Raw genomic sequence first — 15,491 nt, 5'->3', positions numbered from 1 at the left:
TTGCAGGTGGTGTCGGATGTGTTGTTTGCGCTCTATCATCCACGGCGGGGCGCGTTTGGCAAAGAATTAAACGTCATTACCGCCGCGCGCCGGGTGATAAGCGCAGGTTAGTGCTTGATTGCCCGCGATTTCGCGCTAAGGTGTGGGCAACCAGTTACGGCGAGGGAAGCAACAATGGCGAAAACGACGCGCCCAACCATCAGCGATGTGGCGAAAGCGGCCAACACCGGCAAAACCAGTATTTCACGCTATCTCAACGGTGAAAAACATCTGCTTTCCGATGCCCTGCTGGCGCGTATTGAGCAGGCCATCGCCGCACTCGATTACCGCCCAAGCCTGATGGCGCGCGGTCTTAAGCGCGGGCGCACCCGGCTTATCGGGCTGATTATCGCCGATATCACCAATCCCTACTCCGTGCACGTGCTGAGCGGCATCGAAGCCGCCTGCCGCGAAAAGGGATTTACGCCGCTGGTCTGTAATACCAATAACGAAGTCGATCAGGAGCTGCACTACCTTGACCTGCTGCGTAGCTACCAGGTGGAGGGGATTGTGGTGAACGCCGTGGGTATGCGCGAAGAGGGGCTAAACCGCCTGCAACAATCCTCCCTGCCGATGGTGCTGATTGACCGCAAAATTCCTGATTTCGCCTGCGATGTCGTCGGGCTGGATAACACCCAGGCCGCCACCACCGCCACCGAGCACCTTATCGAGCAGGGTTTTGAAGCCCTGCTGTTCCTCAGCGAACCGCTGGGCACCGTCAACACTCGCCGCGAAAGGCTAAACGCTTTTCACTCCACCCTTGCCCGCTACCCTGGCGTGGTAGCGGAAGATGCGGAAGTGGTGCTGCACGAAGCGGCGCAGCTGGATAACACCCTGCGCCAGTTCCATGCCCGCCACCGCGGCATGCGCAAAGCGGTGATCTCTGCCAACGGCGCGTTGACCCTGCAAGTGGCGCGATCGCTTAAGCGTATTGGGCTGAACTGGGGCAGCGATATCGGCCTGCTCGGCTTTGATGAGCTGGAGTGGGCAGAGCTGGCAGGTGTGGGCATTACCACCCTCAAACAACCGACCTGGCAGATCGGTTTTGCCGCCGTCGAGCAGGTGGTGCGCCGCATTGAGGGCCACAGCGACACGGTGCACGAGCGGGTTTTCTCCGGCGAACTGATCGTGCGCGGCTCCACGTCGCGTTAATTCTCCTCTTCGTGATGCCGATCATAAATTCGACACAGTGAACTTTTCTTTGGAACCGGTTCCATCTAGCGTTAATGGAAGCTAATCACCCTGCCGTTATCGGGGAACCGGAAGATGAAAAGAAAAATTATTGTTGTTACCGCCGCCTATGGCCATGACCAGGTGGCGGCGCTGGGCGGCCAGGTCGGCACGCTGCCGATCATTGCCGATGCCGGTGCCGACGGCGTGGAGATTCGCCGCGAACTGCTGAACGACGAAGAGTTGTCGCATCTGCCCTCGCTGGCCTTCGCCATCGATATGCACAACCTGCTGGTCTGCTACTCCGCGCCGGAGCCGCTCTGCCTGGCCGATGGCACATTAAACCCGCGCCTGCCCGCCCTGCTGGAAGAGGCCCGCACGCTAAAAGCGCTGTGGCTGAAAGTCTCGCTGGGTCATTTCAAAGATAACGGCGTGCTGGAGACCCTGCGTGGCTGGCTGGCGGCAAGCGATGTGCCGCTGGTAGTGGAAAACGATCAAACTGAGTGCGGCAAGCTCGCGCCAATGCTGCGCTTTAAAGCCGCCTGTCACACTGCGCACCTCCCCGTCACGCTCACCTTTGATACCGGCAACTGGCTGTGGGTTGGCGATGAGCCGGAAGAGGCCGCGCGCCAGCTCGCGCCCGCCGTCAGTTATGTGCATGTCAAAGCCGTTGACCGCGCAGGCGATAAGCACTGCGCAACACCACCGAATGCCGAAAACCCGCGATGGCTGGCGCTGCTCGATGCACTGCCTGGCGATGTACCGCGTGGCATTGAGTTTCCGCTTGAGGGCGACGATTTGACTGCCGTAACCCGCCACTATGTCTCTCTGCTGCGTAAGGAGTTCAGCCATGCATAACGCGCTGGATGTCATCACCCTTGGCGAAGCGATGGCAATGTTTGTCGCCACCGAAACCGGCGATCTCGCCGAGGCCGGGCACTTTATTAAACGGGCGGCCGGTGCCGAATTAAATGTTGCCACCGGTCTTGCGCGTCTGGGGCTGAAAGTGAGCTGGGTCAGCCGCGTCGGCGATGACAGCTTTGGCCGCTTTATCCTCAACACGCTGCGCAAAGAGGGGATTGATACCTCCGGCGTGACGCTGGATACCCGCTACCCGACCGGTTTTCAGCTGAAATCGAAATGCGACGATGGAACCGATCCCATTGTGGAGTATTTCCGCAAGGGCTCCGCTGCCAGCCACCTTTCGCCGGAGGATTTTAACGCCGCGCTGTTCAGCGATGCGCGCCACCTGCATATGAGCGGCGTGGCGGCGGCGATCTCCACCACCTCTTACGCCCTGCTGGAGCATGCGGCGAAGGCGATGAAATCGCAGGGCAAAACCCTGTCGTTTGATCCCAACCTGCGCCCGGTGCTGTGGAAGAGCGAAGCGGAGATGGTCGAGAAGCTCAACGCACTCGCCTTCCAGGCAGACTGGGTGCTGCCGGGGCAGAAAGAGGGCGTAATTCTCACCGGTCAGCAGACACCGGAAGGGATTGCTGATTTCTATCTGCAACGCGGCGTGAAGGCGGTAATTATCAAAACCGGCCCTGACGGCGCGTGGTTTAAAACCGCCGAGGGCGAACAGGGGGCGGTTGCGCCGGTTATTGTCGAGAACGTCGTCGATACCGTTGGCGCAGGCGATGGTTTTGCCGTCGGGGTGATCAGCGCCCTGCTGGAAGGAAAAACGCTGCACGATGCGGTGCGCCGGGGCAATGCCATCGGTGCGCGGGCGATTCAGGTGCCCGGCGACAGCGAAGGATTGCCAACCCGCGCGGAGCTGGGCGCGCTGTAAGCGCCCGTTTCGCGGATACTCAAACCGCCTGTACCCTACATGACAGGTGGAAAATAACCTCAACCATAGAGGCAACCTTATGAGCAACGCCACCAACTCAGCCAAACGCTGGCTCTATATCATGCCGATTGTGTTTATCACCTACAGTCTGGCCTACCTCGATCGCGCGAACTTCAGCTTCGCCTCCGCGGCCGGGATTAACGACGATCTCGGCATCACCAAAGGCGTCTCTTCGCTGCTGGGCGCGCTCTTCTTCCTCGGCTACTTCTTCTTCCAGATCCCCGGCGCGGTCTACGCCGAACGGCGCAGCGTGCGCAAGCTGATCTTTATCTGCCTGATTTTGTGGGGTGCCTGCGCATCGCTGACCGGCGTAGTGAGCAATATTCCGATGCTGGCCGCCATCCGCTTTATCCTCGGCGTGGTGGAAGCGGCGGTGATGCCAGCGATGCTGATTTACATCAGTAACTGGTTTACCAAATCGGAGCGCTCGCGGGCGAACACCTTTTTAATCCTCGGTAACCCGGTCACGGTGCTGTGGATGTCGGTGGTCTCCGGCTACCTGATCCAGTCTTTCGGCTGGCGTGAGATGTTTATCATCGAAGGCGTACCGGCGGTGATCTGGGCCTTCTGCTGGTGGGTACTGGTAAAAGATAAACCGAGCCAGGCGAAGTGGCTGAGCGAAGATGAGAAGCGCGCGCTGCAAACGCAGCTTGATAAAGAGCAGCAGGGCATTAAAGCGGTTCGTAACTACAGCGAAGCCTTCCGCTCGCGCAATGTGGTGTTGCTCTGCCTGCAATATTTCGCGTGGAGCATCGGCGTGTATGGCTTTGTGCTGTGGCTGCCGTCGATTATTCGCAGCGGCGGCGACAACCTCGGCATGGTGGAAGTGGGCTGGCTCTCTTCCGTACCTTACCTGGCGGCGACCATTGCCATGATCCTCGCCTCCTGGGCCTCCGATAAGCTGCAAAACCGCAAACTCTTTGTCTGGCCGCTGCTGCTGATTGGCGCGTTCGCCTTTATCGGCTCGTGGGCCGTGGGCGCGAATCACTTCTGGATCTCCTACACCCTGCTGGTGATTGCCGGGGCGGCGATGTACGCGCCGTATGGCCCCTTCTTCGCGATTATCCCGGAGATGCTGCCGCGTAATGTGGCGGGCGGCGCAATGGCGTTAATCAACAGCATGGGCGCGCTCGGCTCATTCTGCGGCTCGTGGTTTGTCGGCTACCTCAACGGCGCGACCGGCAGCCCGTCCGCTTCGTACATATTTATGGGGGTGGCACTTTTCGCCTCTGTATGGCTTACTTTAATTGTTAAGCCTGCTAACAATAAGCAGATTCCGGCAGGCGCACCGTCACAAGGGAGAACCGCATGAAGCCATCTATCATCCTGTACAAAGCCTTGCCCGATGATCTGCTCGCACGACTGGAGACGCACTTTACCGTGACCCAGGTTGCTAACCTGAAACCTGAAACGGTGCAGCAACATGCCGAGGCATTTGCCAACGCGCAGGGGCTGTTAGGCTCCAGCCAGACGGTGGATAGCGCGCTGCTGGAGAAGATGCCGCAGCTGCGTGCCACCTCGACCATCTCGGTGGGCTATGACAATTTTGATGTGGATGCGCTGAACGCGCGCAAGATTGCCCTGATGCACACGCCAACCGTGCTGACCGAAACCGTGGCAGACACCATTATGGCGCTGGTGCTGAGCAGCGCCCGCCGGGTGGTGGATGTGGCTGAGCGGGTCAAAGCAGGCGAATGGACCAAAAGCATTGGGCCGGACTGGTTCGGCATTGATGTACACCATAAAACGATGGGTATTGTCGGTATGGGGCGCATTGGCCTGGCACTGGCGCAGCGCGCGCACTGTGGCTTCGGCATGCCGATTCTTTACCACGCCCGCAGCCAGCACGCCGAAGCGGAAGCGCGCTTTCAGGCGCGCCATTGCGATCTGGAAACGGTATTGCAGGAGTCCGATTTTGTCTGTGTAGTGCTGCCGCTCACTGAAGAGACGCAGCATCTGATCGGCAAAGCGCAGTTCGCGATGATGAAAAAAACCGCCATCTTTATTAATGCCGGACGCGGTCCGGTAGTGGATGAAGCGGCGCTGATTGAGGCGCTGCAAAACGGCGAAATCCACGCCGCCGGGCTGGATGTATTTGAGCAGGAGCCGCTGCCAGCGGACTCACCGCTGCTGTCGCTGCCCAACGTCGTGGCACTGCCGCATATCGGTTCTGCGACCCATGAGACGCGCTACAACATGGCGGCCTGCGCGGTCGATAACCTGATTGATGCGCTCAATGGCAAGGTGGAGCAGAACTGCGTTAACCCGCAGGTCGTCCGCTAAGGTCAATTCAGCAATAAAAAAGAGGCGATTGTATCGCCTCTTTTTTTATGCCTGCATCCGCTTACTGCTACGGTAAATCGACAGCCTCTTGCCCCTCGGGATCGACAATGTTTTCAACGGCAGTTTTTGGAGGGTTAAGAGTGTATTTGAGCACTACAGACGCGCCCTTCTTGATGAGCTTCACTTGCGATACCGGTATCACGCCCGCGGCTTTCAGTACCGTTTTTTTCCCGCTGATACTGCATTCCAGCGTGAACAGGTAGAAGTAGTCAAAATTATGCATGACGCTCAGCTGCTTCCACTCAACAACGGAGGCAGCGGTCACTTCACCTTGCCATTTTCCTCTGCTGTTCCACTGCCTGATTAGCGTGTTCTCTTCTTTATTTACTTTTATTCCTTTTAAGGAATAAAAGATGTTTATTCCAACGAGTATCCATGGAACAAAATGTAAGTATTTGGTTATCTCCACTGATAAATAACCTCTACGTTGAAATCTAACCGCGTTCATGGGTAAAGGCGATGGGCTGGCTCAGCCATTTACGGCGACTTGTTTGCGAAGATTCACTGTGACAGATGAATGTAGAGGAAAAAGCGCTGACATAGCTTCCTCGTCTGCCTGAAGAGAAGCGGAACGGCCATTAACAGGCCGTTCCTTTCAGGCGCGGATGGTACAGGTGTCGCGCCAGCCATTAGCAACCGCGCTTCACCGTAGCCTTATTACTTATTTCATTCCTGAGACGGTTGCCGTCCAGGCCTGGGTAAACGCCTGATGCTGCGCCGCCAGCGGCCCAATCAGCGCGTTATACTGGCTGGCCTGCTCGGAGGTCGGGAACTGAATGCCGTTCGCCGTAAAGCTCACCTGCGTGCCCTGCTGCGCGATAAAGTCGCCCACCTGCACCAGCTGCTGGGTGAAGACCTGCGCCGCCGGGATCAGCGGTTGCAGCGCGTTAGCCGGGTTGGTCACCACTTTGGTGTAAACCTGGTCATAGACCGGTTTCAGATCGTCTGCCTGCTTGAGCGCGGCATGAGAAGCATCGGCCTGCATTTTCGCGTTCTGCAACTGCTGGCTCAGCACGCCGAGAGAACCGTTGGCCTGGCGAAGCGGCTCGCGCTGCGTCATATAATCCTGCGGAACGCGGATGGCGTTAACGCTATCAACGACCGGGCGCAGACCGGAATCCATCGCCTGGTTTACCTGCTGGGAATAGCCATAGATAACCGCATAATCAGAGACAAACGGGCCGAACTGTTTTTTCTGATCCGCCGTCAGCGCTGGCAGACGTTCGCTGCTGCGCATTGCCGTATTCTGCAGGAAATCGATAAACGCTTTACGTTGATCGCCTTCTTTATCAAAACACCCACTCAGGCTTACCACCATTAATAGCGCCGCAAGAGACGCAAACCAGCGAGAGCAGGACTGTCCTGTCGCCATTTTATTACTCCTTTCACCCATAAAACCGCTTCTCGGCACACGCGTGCCCAACGGCCTACAAGGATAGTCCAGGTCAGCCTCGCAAGATACCCCTTCATTACACACAAAAGCGTGCGGATCCGTTTTGGCACGATATTTTCCGTGATCGCGGTCAGATTATTCTTAATCCAAATTTTTGCTGACGATTTACAAATTTATACCGAGCAAAATCGCTCTCTTATTAATCAATCAATTAAACAAAACTTAAGCGGCAGAAGGTGCATTTTGCGCGCATCTACCCCGCTTACAACGTAAATAATCACTGGCGAAATCATACGCCAGGTTTTTTTCCGACTACTCTTATCAGGCTGTATCACGATATCCGCTGTGTGATTTTATGAGGAGTGCTCAATGGAGTACAAAGACCCGATGTTTGAACTGATGAGCAGTCTCGAACAGATCGTATTTAAGAAAGATGTTGCGCAGACGGGAACCCTGAGCAAGAAGCCGAATTCCTTTAGTGACTTTGAACAATTGCGACGTGGAACCGGTCTGAAGATTGATGACTTCGCTCGTGCGATGGGAGTCTCTGTCTCAATGGTGCATGAGTGGGAATCACAACGTATAACACCCACCGCCACCGAGATGAAACTGATGCGCCTGATTCATTCGAATCCGATGCTCAGCAAGCAGCTTATTGACTAAGCTGCAACGGTCAGAGCCCCCGCCACGCCGGGGGTTTATGTTTTTCCCGCCTTAACGAGACTTCAACCGCAACGTCCTCGCCACTTTTGTCAGACGCGCTGTTCGACAGTAGAGCGCAAACACCACAAACCCTTCGCCATTAAGCAACCGCCGACACCCGACTAATGCCGCCAATGCAATCAGCAACGGTATCGCCGCACCGCCGCCCGTCAGCAGATTAATCACCAACTGCGCCACGGTGACCAGCAGCAAGCCGCTAAAGAGATACGCGAAACCGGCAAGCCCGGCGCTAAAGCCGCGCGCCAGCATAAACATGCTGCTGATGGTGGTCGCCAGCACCACCAGCGCAGGAGCAAAAAAGGCGAGCGCGTGTAGCGGCGGCGTCAGCCCCGGCAAGAGGCGCAGCAGGGAAAGCAGATTGAGCGCAAACGCCACTAGCAGCAGCAGCATTACAAACGCCACCGGGAAGCCGTTCTGGCGCGGCTGCTCGACGGCGGTTTTGTCAAAATGGCGCTCCAGCTCGGGCGTGGAGCGCGACAGGACGCGTTCATCTTTGCGCGCGATCAGCGGCTCGATTTCACGCCCGTGCTGCCATAAATCGTAGAACACCGATCCCGTCAGCCAGCTTAACAACGACATCAGATCACCGCCAGCGACTGAATGGTCCCGACGATATAGCGCCCGGTGCGCGGCACGTTGCCCGGTGCGGCAATAACGCCACTCACCGCGCTGCCTGCCAGTGCCGCTGCGCTGGTCACCACCTGGCCCAACTGACGGGTCAGTTCAACCTGGACCGGCTCGACGGGGAAGCGTTTCGGATAGAGCCCGGCGCGGATGGCGGCCTTGATGCCTTTATTGCTGATACCGGGGTTCTGCGCGCGGATAATCAGCTCCGTCAGACGGGCGCGATCCTGGCGCGGATACTCTTTCAGCCACTGCGTCGCTTTCAGCGAGGAGACCGACTTCATCGCTTTCCAGGTTGCCAGCGCCTCTTTCAGCGCGCCACCGGCGCTCGCCAGTGAGACAAGATCCAGCGAAGTTGAAGTGGCGACATACCACTCCTGGGAATCAAGCCAGGCGACGTTTTCACCGCCGTTCTCCACCAGATCGTACACGCGATAGATGCCGTTAAGGCACTGCAAACCGGTCGCCGCCGTGCCCGCATAGCCAATCGCCACCAGCACGGTGCTGCCGCCCGCGGTGAGCGGTGTGGCGACGGTACCGGCGGCCATCACGCCCGCAGTGATAAGCATCGCCCCGCAGGAGAGCACCGTCGAGGCGATCTCGGTGCCCATCGACGTTGCAGAGACCGCTTCCGTCAGCGCTTTACCGTTGCTGGAGTTGGTCGGCTGGGCGGCGGCTTTGGTGACGATAACGTGAGTGACGATGCCGCTCTGCCCGTTGGGATGGCGTTTACTCGGACGCACCAGATAACGCTCGGGGCCATCGGCATAGATGATGCCTGCGTCGGCAAATTCACGGGTACAATCCATTGCGGCGCCGAGGGCTTTAAAATCAAAATCACTCGCTCCTGCACCGGTCATACGGGCAAATTCATACCCCGGCAGATTTCGTTCGGGGTTCATTCCTGGCAGATTCATCATCGTTTCCTTGCGGCGGTGGCGTAGCAGAAGCTGTCGAGCCGGGGCTAAACAGCGTGAGCATATCTATCGCTTTCACTTATGTTACTTCTTATTAACAGCAGGCAACCGTATCGCGTTTATTTTCATCACTCAAGTTTAGAGCAGGATTGACTACGAGAATTGGTTGCCCGCTCACGCTTGCTGCCAGCACCATCCGCTGACCTGCCACGTCAGGCTGTGCGTCAGCCCAAGCCCGGCAAGAAACGCCTCATCGTGTGAAACCACCAGCATTGTGCCGGGAAAATCTGCCAGCGCCGCTTCAATCGCGCGGGTGGAAGCGAGATCGAGATGGTTGGTCGGCTCGTCGAGCAGTAACAGCTGCGTGGCATCGCGCTGCCAGAGCACGCAGGCAAGCGCCGCCTTCAACCGCTCGCCGCCGCTCAGGGCCGCCAGCGGCAACATCACCTTCTCCGCGCCCAGCTGTAACTGCGCCAGACGGCTGCGCAGCACCCCCTCCTCCAGCAGTGAGTTGCCTCGCTGAAGGTGCTCAAGCACCGATAACGAGAGATCAAACCGCGAGAGATGCTGATCAAGCCAGGCGCAGCTGACCGAGCGGTGGCATTCGCCTGCCAGCGGCGCTAACTCACCGAGGATCGCCTTTAGCAGCGTCGACTTACCGCAGCCATTTGGCCCACGAATGGCGACGCGCAGCGGGCCGTCGATGCGCAGGCTCAGGGGAGAAAGCGCGATGTGCGGCAGCACCACCTCGTCGAGCACCAGCACCTGTTTGCCCGGCGGCACCTGGCTGCCGGGTAGCGTAAACAGCATCGGCATCTCCTCCTCTACTCGCTCACGCGCCTCGGTGACCGCAGCATTAAGTACCTCATTTTGTTGTTGATGCTGCTTGCGCCAGCTCGCCGGGCGCTCTTTGGCGAGGTTTTTATATTTCACCCGCTCAAAGGAGGCGATGTTGAGGGTATCGACGGTGCGCAGCGTTTTCGCCGAACGCCGCAGGCTGGCGTCGTGCTCCTTCTGCATTCGGCTGCGCGCTCGCCGACGCTCAACGGCGGCATGATCCAGCATCGCGCGGGCGGCCTGCTGCTGCGCGTCGCGCTGCTGCTCATAATCAGCGTAATTGCCGCCGTAGCTGCGAAGCCCGGCGGGCGTCAGTTCAACAATGCGCGACATCTCGCCGAGCAGGTGCCGGTCGTGAGTGGCGATCAGGGCACCGCCTTTATGCTGCCGGAGCAGGTCGCTAAACCATGCCCGCCCTTCTCCATCGAGGTGATTAGTCGGTTCATCCAGTAACAGGTAATCCGCGCCGGTCATAAACGCGCCGCAGAGCAGCGCCCGAACGCGCTCGCCGCCGCTCAGTGCGGCAGCCGGTTTGTCCGGCGCGAACGGCGGCAGATTAGCGTGTTGAAAGGCGGCCTCAAGCCGCTCAGGCAGATCCCACTGACCGTCGAGTAACTCCAGATCGGCGGGCTGATAGCCCCCCTGTAACACGCGCTCCAGCGCGGCGAAGATCTCGCCATAGCCGAGCAGCTGCGCCAGGGTGGTGTGCGCAGAGAGGGTGTGTTGCTGCGCGACATACGCCCAGCGCACTGCGGATTCGATATGCCCAAACGCGGGCTGAGATTGCCCGGCAAGCAGGTGTAGAAGTTGGGTTTTGCCAACGCCGTTACGCCCCACCAGCCCGCACAGCGAGGCGTCGAGGGTTAAATTCAGCGGGCCAAAAAGGGTTTCGCCCGTCGCAAACTGACAGGTGACCTGATGCAAAATAAAGGCGGGTGACTGCGCACAATGAGCCATAAGCACTCCTGAATGAGATCGTTAACGGCCTTGCCAACGCGCGAGCGTTTAACAAGGTAGTGGATTCATCAGTCGTGTTTGTTCATTTTCCGGGTGCGCTCCAGTGAGACGAGGAGTTCGTCGGCGCACAGGATAGCCAGAGAGCCTGGCCGGGTTCAAGGTTAAATTTTCATCTTTACGTCGCGGTGCGCAAAATTGAGGGCTAATTGTTTGCGCAATATTGCCGATGAATAAGGTGACTTAACTGAAAGTAGCAGGCCATGCGTGCAATCCAGGATCGCCATTTCAGAAAGGAGACGATAAAACCGCGCGTTACCCCAAACGCATAACGGTGGCATATCGTTCAGCACTGCTCAGGGAGGAGGTCCGGAAGTAAAGCATTGTTCTGGTTTCAGGCCCTGAATCCTAAAATGAGAATGAATGATGTCCAGATATATTCTGATTGTCGATGACAGCCGCCTGTCACGCATGATTTCCCGCCAGTATGTTCTTAACTTGCACAGCGACTGGAGCATTGATGAGGCCGGTACGGGCGAAGAGGCGATTGCCCATGCCGCGGCGAACACCCCCTATCTGATTCTGCTTGATGTGAATATGCCCGGCATTGGTGGTATTGAAGCGGCGTCACGCCTGCGTCAGACGCACCCGCAGACCCACATCGTGCTGCTTACCGCCAACGTGCAGAACTCCGTGCAGGCTGCCGCCGAAGAGATGGGCCTCGGCTTTCTGCCAAAACCGCTGAAAGAGCCGCAGCTTCACGAGATGCTGAAACGTCTGGAGAGCCAGCCATGACCGAGTTGCCCGATATCAGCGAGATTGAAGCAGACAGCCTGATGGAGATCTTCAACATCGGCGTCGGCCACGCAGCGGCGGCGATGAGCAACATCGTCAACGAAGAGGTGCGCATGTCGGTACCGACCATCCGCTTTACGCCGCGCTCGAAAGCGGCCGACGAGATGGGTGCTGGCGTATCGCTGTTCGGCATTAGCCAGCATTACGAAGGGGCCTATGCCACCGAAGCGATTCTGATGTTTCCGGAAGCCGCGAGTTTTGAAATCGTCCGCATGATGGTCGGCGATCTGATCCCGGCGCACGAACTGGGCGAGATGGAGCGCGAAGCGATGAGCGAGATTGGCAATATCGTGCTCAATGCCTGTGTCGGCACGCTGGCAAATATGTTCCAGAAAGAGCTACAGGGTTCGCTGCCAGTGGTGCGGGTTGGCAGCAGCGAAGAGATCCTCAACCCGGAAAAAGATGAGAACGATCCGCTGGTTATGATGCTGCGCATTGATTTTGCGCTCGAGCGCCAGCAGATCCAGGGCTATCTCGCGTTTATCCTCGATATGTCCGCTCTGTGCGACTTACGCGAGCAGGTTCGGCTTTATATCAGCCGTTTAGAATCCGGTAGTGTTCCCAGCGGAATGCATTAATCATGAAAGATAAGTTGTTATTGGATGCGTTTTCAGCCCTCAGCCTCGGTGTCATCCTCGTGGATGCGCAGTACCGTATCGCGCTGTGGAATGCGTGGTTAGAGACGCATACCGGGCGGGCGGCCAGCGACACCGTTGGCGAAGACTTTTTTTCCGTCTTCCCGGACCTGACCTATCACCGCGTTGGCGATGCGATCCGTCAGGCCATTGGTCACAATTTATCTTCCCTGCTTTCACAATCGCTACACCGCTCCCCTTTTCCGCTCTATGCGGAACCGGCGCGGCCAACCGCCCGTCTGAGCCAGGCGGTGACCATTGTTCCACTCGGCGATGCCGAGCGTTACTGCCTGATTCAGATTGTCGATGTCACTGCGGCAGTGCGCCGTGAGTCGCTGCTGCGCGATCAGGCCCATGAATTGTTGTCGCAATCCCTGTCGGATGGCCTGACGGGCGTCGGCAACCGCCGCTATTTCGATCTCTGCATTGAGCGCGAGTGGCGCGCCAGCAAGCGTAACAATAAACCGCTGTCGCTGCTGCTGATCGATGTGGACTACTTCAAGTCCTACAACGACAGCTATGGTCACCAGCACGGCGATGAGTGCCTGCAACAGATCGCAGCGGCGATGCGCGGCGCGCTCTGCAACCCGAATGAGATCCTGTTTCGTTACGGCGGCGAGGAGTTTTGCGCCCTGCTGCCGGAAACGCGCTCGGCAGCGGCGGTGGAGCTGGCAGAAAAGCTGCGCACCAGCGTGCAGCGCCTGGAGCTTCCCCACGCCAGTTCCCCGGATGGCTGCGTCAGCGTCAGTATCGGCGTCGCCAGCCTGTGTCAGCAGAACCATACCGAATATGGGCAGCTGATCCAGAGCGCCGATAACGCGCTCTACGAGGCGAAACGCGCCGGGCGCAACACCGTGCGCGTCAGTAATGCCTTTCGTCGATTCACCCACGCGCCACGCCACTGAGTTAGGCGCTGTTGCCGGATGGCAGTTCCGAACCGTCTGCTTTGCCGGATGGCGGCTACGCCTTATCCGGCCTACGATTTAGCGCGGCTCATGGCCCCATGCGCACCACGCTCCCCGGCAACATCGGGGCATAAAAAAACCCGCCGTAGCGGGTTTTTTATCGACTGAACGATTACTGCAGCAGCGAGATATCTGCCACCTGCAGGAAGAGTTCACGCAGTTTCGCCAGCAGCGTCAGGCGGTTGATGCGCACCTCTTTATCGTCGGCGTTCACCATCACGTTCTCAAAGAACTCGTCCACCGGCTCGCGCAGCTGCGCCAGCTCGATCAACGCTTCCTGATAGCGCCCTTCAGCAAAGAACGGCTGCAGGGTATCGCGCAGAACCACCACGTTGCCCGCCAGCTTAATCTCTGCGGCCTCTTTCAGCACCGCCGCCTGCACGTTCTCATTCAGCGTTTCGTCAGATTTCGCCAGGATGTTGGAGACGCGCTTGTTGGCTGCCGCCAGCGCCGCCGCTTCCTCCAGCGTACGGAAGTGGGAAACCGCCTTCATACGCGCGTCGAAATCAGCCGGTTTGGTCGGACGGCGCGCCAGCACCGCCTGAATGGTATCAACGCTGTAGCCTTCGTCCTGATACCAGGCGCGGAAGCGGCCCAGCATAAAGTCGATCACATCGTCGACCACTTTGGCGTTCGTCAGCTTATCGCCGTAGAGACGCACCGCCTCTTCGGTCAGGGTTTGCAGATCCAGCGCCAGGTTCTTCTCAACGATAATACGCAGCACGCCCAGCGCGGCACGGCGCAGCGCGAACGGGTCTTTATCGCCTTTCGGATGCTGGCCGATACCGAAGATCCCCGCGAGGGTATCCATCTTATCGGCAATCGCCACGGCGCAAGCCACCGGGTTAGACGGCAGCTCGTCACCGGCAAAGCGCGGCTGATACTGCTCGTTCAGCGCAACGGCAACGTCTTCCGCTTCGCCGTCGTGACGCGCATAGTGCATGCCCATCACGCCTTGGGTGTCGGTAAACTCAAACACCATGTTGGTCATCAGGTCGCACTTGGAGAGCAAACCCGCGCGCGTGGCGTGGTTCACATCTGCGCCAATCTGACCGGCAATCCAGCCCGCCAGCGCCTGAATACGATCGGTCTTGTCGCGCAGCGTGCCGAGCTGCTGCTGGAACAGCACGGTTTGCAGACGCGGCAGGTGATCTTCCAGGCGTTTTTTACGGTCGGTATTGAAGAAGAACTCGGCATCCGCCAGACGCGGGCGCACCACTTTTTCATTACCGGAGATAATCTGTTGCGGATCTTTCGACTCGATATTGGCGACGAAGATGAAATTTGGCAGCAGTTTGCCGTCGTTGCCATACACCGGGAAGTACTTCTGGTCACCCTTCATGGTGTAGACCAGCGCTTCCGCCGGAACGGCGAGGAATTTCTCTTCGAACTTCGCGGTCAGCACCACAGGCCACTCAACCAGAGAGGTGACCTCTTCCAGCAGGCTGTCGCTCAGATCGGCAGTTCCGCCAATCTTACGCGCCGCCTCTTCAGCGTCCGCTTTGATTTTGGCTTTACGCTCGGCGTAATCCGCCATCACTTTGCCGCGCTCCAGCAGGATCTGCGGGTACTGATCGGCGTTGTCGATAGTGAACTCCGGCTCGCCCATAAAGCGGTGGCCGCGAATGACGCGATCGGACTGAATGCCAAGGATCGTTGCCGGAACCAGCTGATCGCCCAGCAGCAGGGTAACGGTGTGAACCGGACGCACAAAGTGCACGTCCGACGCGCCCCAGCGCATCAGTTTCGGGATCGGCAGTTTGCTAAGCGAGGTGGCGATCATGTTCGGCAGCAGCGCTTCGATGCTTTCGCCTTTCACATGGGCGCGATAGAGCAGCCATTCGCCTTTGTCGGTGGTCAGACGCTCGGCCTGATCGACGGTGATACCGCAGCCGCGCGCCCAGCCTTCAGCCGCTTTGCTCGGTTTGCCTTCCGCGTCGAACGCCTGGGCGATGGCCGGGCCACGTTTTTCAACTTCGCGATCCGGCTGCGCAGCGGCAAGATTAGCCACTTTCAGCGCCAGACGGCGCGGCGCGGCGAACCACTTAACCTCGCCGTGGGCAACGCCTGCCGCATCCAGCTCAGCGGTAAAGTTGGCAGCGAAGGACTCAGCCAGGCTGCGCAGGGCTTTTGGTGGCAGCTCTTCGGTGCCGATTTCCACCAGGAATGTTTTCTCTGACATGG

At 58.4% G+C, this 15,491-nt stretch carries 15 protein-coding genes; 9 read left to right on the top strand and 6 right to left on the bottom strand.

What is annotated here, in order from left to right; all coding sequences use genetic code 11:
• Positions 1-174: 174 nt before the first annotated feature.
• The 5 genes from IAE50_RS11750 to ghrB all read left to right on the top strand — a co-directional run bounded on the left by IAE50_RS11750 (position 175) and on the right by ghrB (position 5,344).
• Positions 175-1,191, top strand: coding sequence for a LacI family DNA-binding transcriptional regulator (locus tag IAE50_RS11750; RefSeq protein WP_200134914.1), 1,017 nt, complete (start codon positions 175-177; stop codon positions 1,189-1,191).
• Positions 1,192-1,305: 114 nt separating this feature from the next.
• Positions 1,306-2,067, top strand: a complete 762-nt coding sequence (locus IAE50_RS11745; protein ID WP_200580322.1) for a sugar phosphate isomerase/epimerase — start codon at positions 1,306-1,308, stop codon at positions 2,065-2,067.
• Positions 2,060-3,001: a sugar kinase gene (locus IAE50_RS11740; protein ID WP_200580321.1), complete on the top strand. Its 942-nt coding sequence runs from the start codon at positions 2,060-2,062 to the stop codon at positions 2,999-3,001. The genes IAE50_RS11745 and IAE50_RS11740 overlap by 8 nt, the downstream gene beginning before the upstream one ends.
• Before the next feature lie 79 nt (positions 3,002-3,080).
• Complete coding sequence (locus IAE50_RS11735; RefSeq protein ID WP_042718604.1) at positions 3,081-4,373, top strand: MFS transporter; 1,293 nt, start codon at positions 3,081-3,083, stop codon at positions 4,371-4,373.
• Entirely contained in the window at positions 4,370-5,344 is a 975-nt protein-coding gene (ghrB, locus tag IAE50_RS11730) for a glyoxylate/hydroxypyruvate reductase GhrB (protein ID WP_200580320.1), read from the top strand. Before IAE50_RS11735 ends, ghrB begins: the two co-directional genes overlap by 4 nt.
• Before the next feature lie 67 nt (positions 5,345-5,411).
• On the opposite strand, the gene IAE50_RS11725 is transcribed toward ghrB, so the two are convergent.
• Complete coding sequence (locus IAE50_RS11725) at positions 5,412-5,813, bottom strand: hypothetical protein (protein WP_200580319.1); 402 nt, start codon at positions 5,811-5,813, stop codon at positions 5,412-5,414.
• 252 nt (positions 5,814-6,065) lie between these two features.
• Entirely contained in the window at positions 6,066-6,776 is a 711-nt protein-coding gene (locus IAE50_RS11720; protein WP_042718608.1) for a DUF3053 domain-containing protein, read from the bottom strand.
• A 390-nt stretch (positions 6,777-7,166) separates the two neighbouring features.
• Here IAE50_RS11720 and IAE50_RS11715 point away from each other — a divergent pair, with 390 nt between their 5' ends.
• Positions 7,167-7,460, top strand: a complete 294-nt coding sequence (locus IAE50_RS11715; RefSeq protein WP_042718609.1) for an HTH-type transcriptional regulator — start codon at positions 7,167-7,169, stop codon at positions 7,458-7,460.
• A 51-nt stretch (positions 7,461-7,511) separates the two neighbouring features.
• Here the strand turns inward: IAE50_RS11715 and IAE50_RS11710 are convergent, their stop codons facing one another.
• From IAE50_RS11710 to IAE50_RS11700, 3 genes are all read right to left on the bottom strand, one after another.
• Positions 7,512-8,099: a hypothetical protein gene (locus tag IAE50_RS11710; RefSeq protein ID WP_200580318.1), complete on the bottom strand. Its 588-nt coding sequence runs from the start codon at positions 8,097-8,099 to the stop codon at positions 7,512-7,514.
• Entirely contained in the window at positions 8,099-9,061 is a 963-nt protein-coding gene (locus tag IAE50_RS11705; RefSeq protein WP_042718613.1) for a hypothetical protein, read from the bottom strand. Before IAE50_RS11705 ends, IAE50_RS11710 begins: the two co-directional genes overlap by 1 nt.
• A 174-nt stretch (positions 9,062-9,235) precedes the next feature.
• The gene (locus IAE50_RS11700; RefSeq protein ID WP_200580317.1) at positions 9,236-10,855 is read right to left on the bottom strand and encodes an ABC-F family ATP-binding cassette domain-containing protein; all 1,620 of its coding nucleotides are present in this window, start codon (positions 10,853-10,855) and stop codon (positions 9,236-9,238) included.
• A gap of 420 nt (positions 10,856-11,275) precedes the next feature.
• Between IAE50_RS11700 and IAE50_RS11695 the strand changes: the two genes are divergently transcribed.
• The 3 genes from IAE50_RS11695 to IAE50_RS11685 are packed head-to-tail and all read left to right on the top strand — an operon-like array spanning position 11,276 to position 13,247.
• A complete protein-coding gene (locus IAE50_RS11695; RefSeq protein ID WP_042718617.1) occupies positions 11,276-11,647 on the top strand; it encodes a response regulator in 372 nt (123 codons plus the stop codon).
• The gene (locus IAE50_RS11690) at positions 11,644-12,285 is read left to right on the top strand and encodes a chemotaxis protein CheC (RefSeq protein ID WP_042718620.1); all 642 of its coding nucleotides are present in this window, start codon (positions 11,644-11,646) and stop codon (positions 12,283-12,285) included. Before IAE50_RS11695 ends, IAE50_RS11690 begins: the two co-directional genes overlap by 4 nt.
• A gap of 2 nt (positions 12,286-12,287) precedes the next feature.
• Positions 12,288-13,247 (top strand): sensor domain-containing diguanylate cyclase, encoded by a 960-nt coding sequence (locus IAE50_RS11685; RefSeq protein WP_200580316.1) that lies wholly within the window; start codon positions 12,288-12,290, stop codon positions 13,245-13,247.
• A gap of 172 nt (positions 13,248-13,419) precedes the next feature.
• Here the strand turns inward: IAE50_RS11685 and glyS are convergent, their stop codons facing one another.
• Entirely contained in the window at positions 13,420-15,489 is a 2,070-nt protein-coding gene (gene glyS / locus IAE50_RS11680) for a glycine--tRNA ligase subunit beta (RefSeq protein ID WP_200580315.1), read from the bottom strand.
• Between the last annotated feature and the right edge of the window lie 2 nt (positions 15,490-15,491).

Origin of the sequence: Kosakonia sp. S42, from assembly GCF_016624785.1 — a bacterium.
Lineage (GTDB): Bacteria > Pseudomonadota > Gammaproteobacteria > Enterobacterales > Enterobacteriaceae > Kosakonia > Kosakonia cowanii.
Note: the sequence above shows the minus strand (reverse complement) of the source record. Positions and strands in the feature narration are given on the sequence as shown.

Excerpts from the sequence above, each read along its gene's own strand:
- IAE50_RS11750 (WP_200134914.1), top strand. The coding sequence starts at position 175 with ATGGCGAAAACGACGCGCCCAACCATCAGCGATGTGGCGAAAGCGGCC.
- IAE50_RS11745 (WP_200580322.1), top strand. The coding sequence starts at position 1,306 with ATGAAAAGAAAAATTATTGTTGTTACCGCCGCCTATGGCCATGACCAG.
- IAE50_RS11740 (WP_200580321.1), top strand. The coding sequence starts at position 2,060 with ATGCATAACGCGCTGGATGTCATCACCCTTGGCGAAGCGATGGCAATG.
- IAE50_RS11735 (WP_042718604.1), top strand. The coding sequence starts at position 3,081 with ATGAGCAACGCCACCAACTCAGCCAAACGCTGGCTCTATATCATGCCG.
- ghrB (WP_200580320.1), top strand. The coding sequence starts at position 4,370 with ATGAAGCCATCTATCATCCTGTACAAAGCCTTGCCCGATGATCTGCTC.
- IAE50_RS11720 (WP_042718608.1), bottom strand. The coding sequence starts at position 6,776 with ATGGCGACAGGACAGTCCTGCTCTCGCTGGTTTGCGTCTCTTGCGGCG.
- IAE50_RS11715 (WP_042718609.1), top strand. The coding sequence starts at position 7,167 with ATGGAGTACAAAGACCCGATGTTTGAACTGATGAGCAGTCTCGAACAG.
- IAE50_RS11710 (WP_200580318.1), bottom strand. The coding sequence starts at position 8,099 with ATGTCGTTGTTAAGCTGGCTGACGGGATCGGTGTTCTACGATTTATGG.
- IAE50_RS11705 (WP_042718613.1), bottom strand. The coding sequence starts at position 9,061 with ATGAATCTGCCAGGAATGAACCCCGAACGAAATCTGCCGGGGTATGAA.
- IAE50_RS11700 (WP_200580317.1), bottom strand. The coding sequence starts at position 10,855 with ATGGCTCATTGTGCGCAGTCACCCGCCTTTATTTTGCATCAGGTCACC.
- IAE50_RS11695 (WP_042718617.1), top strand. The coding sequence starts at position 11,276 with ATGATGTCCAGATATATTCTGATTGTCGATGACAGCCGCCTGTCACGC.
- IAE50_RS11690 (WP_042718620.1), top strand. The coding sequence starts at position 11,644 with ATGACCGAGTTGCCCGATATCAGCGAGATTGAAGCAGACAGCCTGATG.
- IAE50_RS11685 (WP_200580316.1), top strand. The coding sequence starts at position 12,288 with ATGAAAGATAAGTTGTTATTGGATGCGTTTTCAGCCCTCAGCCTCGGT.
- glyS (WP_200580315.1), bottom strand. The coding sequence starts at position 15,489 with ATGTCAGAGAAAACATTCCTGGTGGAAATCGGCACCGAAGAGCTGCCA.